The organism is Mesorhizobium amorphae (assembly GCF_014843845.1).
Classification (GTDB): domain Bacteria; phylum Pseudomonadota; class Alphaproteobacteria; order Rhizobiales; family Rhizobiaceae; genus Mesorhizobium; species Mesorhizobium amorphae_A.
In genome coordinates this window covers 1-417 of sequence record NZ_JHQS01000079.1, presented here as the reverse complement: position 1 = coordinate 417, position 417 = coordinate 1, and the positions used below count along the sequence as shown (strand labels likewise).

Here is a 417-nt window from a genome sequence, read left to right as displayed (position 1 = left end):
TGTTCTCAACAGAGCCTTGTTGGACCGACGCCGGCGGCTCGCGTCAAATTCAGTTCGTATATTGCCACGTCTCTCGCAGCGCCCGCGTCAGCCGACGGCGTCGGCGTTGTAGTTGAGCTTCCTGCTACTAAGGAATGAGCAACACGCCGGTCCAGCCGTGCTCCGACACCGATCGCGCGCCCGCAGACTGCGGCGCGATCGGCGTAACCTGGCTCAGCTGAAAAACACGATCATCAAGCCGCGTTGCTGGCTAATCTCACGCTTTCATTGCTCGAAAATAGCCGGCGGTCCAACTTGCTCAACCTTTCGCCACCATTCGGACCGACCAGGACGGTCTCGCTGATGGCGACGCCTTCGCCTGATGTAACCATATGGAAGACCATTCCTTCTTCCAGGACCCACTCGGAGTTTGGAAGA

Annotated in this window: 1 pseudogene; it reads right to left on the bottom strand. The window is 58.5% G+C overall.

Annotated elements, in window-relative coordinates:
* Window positions 1–233: 233 nt before the first annotated feature.
* Window positions 234–417, bottom strand: a pseudogene (locus tag DH08_RS35870) (M24 family metallopeptidase); the annotation flags it as partial.